At 41.9% G+C, this 1,425-nt stretch carries 1 protein-coding gene; it reads left to right on the top strand.

Annotated elements, in window-relative coordinates:
- Positions 1–1,425 (top strand): GAF domain-containing protein (locus QUA10_RS29000; RefSeq protein WP_333086493.1); only part of this gene is annotated, 1,425 nt, incomplete at both ends.

The raw sequence follows: 1,425 nt of genomic DNA, 5'->3' as shown, positions 1-1,425 counted from the left end.
GAAGGTTATAAAGTTGGCTTGCAATCGGGCAATTTGCAATGGACGGGTTATAACCGGATGTTTCAAACTATTACCTATTTCTTTCAGGGCATGAATTTGAATAACCTTTTGGAAGATATTGGCAAGTCGCTCCATTTTTGCGAGCAAACTAAAAACTTCTGGGCGATTGATATTATTATTGCTAATAAGATAGCGATTTTAAATTTGATGGGCGAAGAGGATGATGTTAGCGAAGAACTGCATTTAGAAAATTTTCACAGTCGTAAAAGTATGGCGGCGCTGTGCGAGTTTTATGTTTTAAAAGCGCAGACTTTATATCTTTACGGACTGTATAGTGAGGCGCTAGAAGCATCGGATCGCGCTGCTGAACTTATTGATTATTTGATGGGTCATATTTCTAGTGCTCACTATCATTTTTACCGTTGTCTGATCTTAACGGCTTTGTATTCAGAGGTTTCTGAGTCGGAGCGAAAAGATTACTGGGAGCAATTAGAAGCTAATCAGAAACAAATCAAAATTTGGGCGGATAACTGCTGGGGAAGTTTCGCACATAAATTCTCGCTAGTGGGGGCAGAAATGGCGAGGATTTCAGGCCGAGATTTGGAGGCGATGGATTTGTATGATCGGGCGATAGCTGAGGCTAGGGAGGATGATTTTATTCAGAATGAAGCGCTGGCTGCGGAACTTGCTGCTAAGTTTTGGTTGGGGAAGGATAAAGAAGAATTTGCCCAAATCTATTTGACTAAAGCTCACTATGGCTACCAATACTGGGGTGCTAAACGTAAGGTTGAGAGTTTGGAGGAAAAATATCCTCAATTAATTGCGAGAACTTCAGGGAAGACAACTACTCAAACTAAAGTTAATCGCACTACGACGGCGACTACTAGCAACAATTTGGGTGAGACGCTAGATTTAGCTACGGTGATGAAAGCTTCTCAAGCGATTTCGGGTGAAATTGTTTTGAGTAGGTTGCTGGAAAGATTGATGAAAATTGCGATCGAGAATGCGGGGGCGCAAAAAGGTTTTTTGATTTTAGAAAAAGGGGGAAACTGGGCGCTAGAGGCGGAAGGTTCGGTGAATGAGGATGAAGTTAGTGTGCTGCAATCGCTTCCTCTCAATCCGACAGCAGCTTCTGGGGGTACTCCTTTGCTGGCTTGTGCGATCGCCAATTATGTGATTCGCACTCAGGAAAATGTGGTGTTAAATAATGCTGCTGTTGAAGGACAATTTACTCGCGATCCTTATATTGCAGCTACTCAACCGAAGTCTATTCTTTGTACTCCTCTGCTACACCAAGGTAAGCTGACTGGTCTTCTTTATTTGGAAAATAATTTGACTGAGGGGGCTTTTACTACCGATCGCCTAGAATTGTTAAAACTTTTATCTGCACAAATTGCTATTTCTATTGAGAATGCTCAACTTTAC

The sequence above is a fragment of the Microcoleus sp. Pol8_D6 genome, from assembly GCF_036700965.1.
In the GTDB taxonomy this organism is placed as follows: Bacteria; Cyanobacteriota; Cyanobacteriia; order Cyanobacteriales; family Microcoleaceae; genus Microcoleus.
Note: the sequence above shows the minus strand (reverse complement) of the source record. Positions and strands in the feature narration are given on the sequence as shown.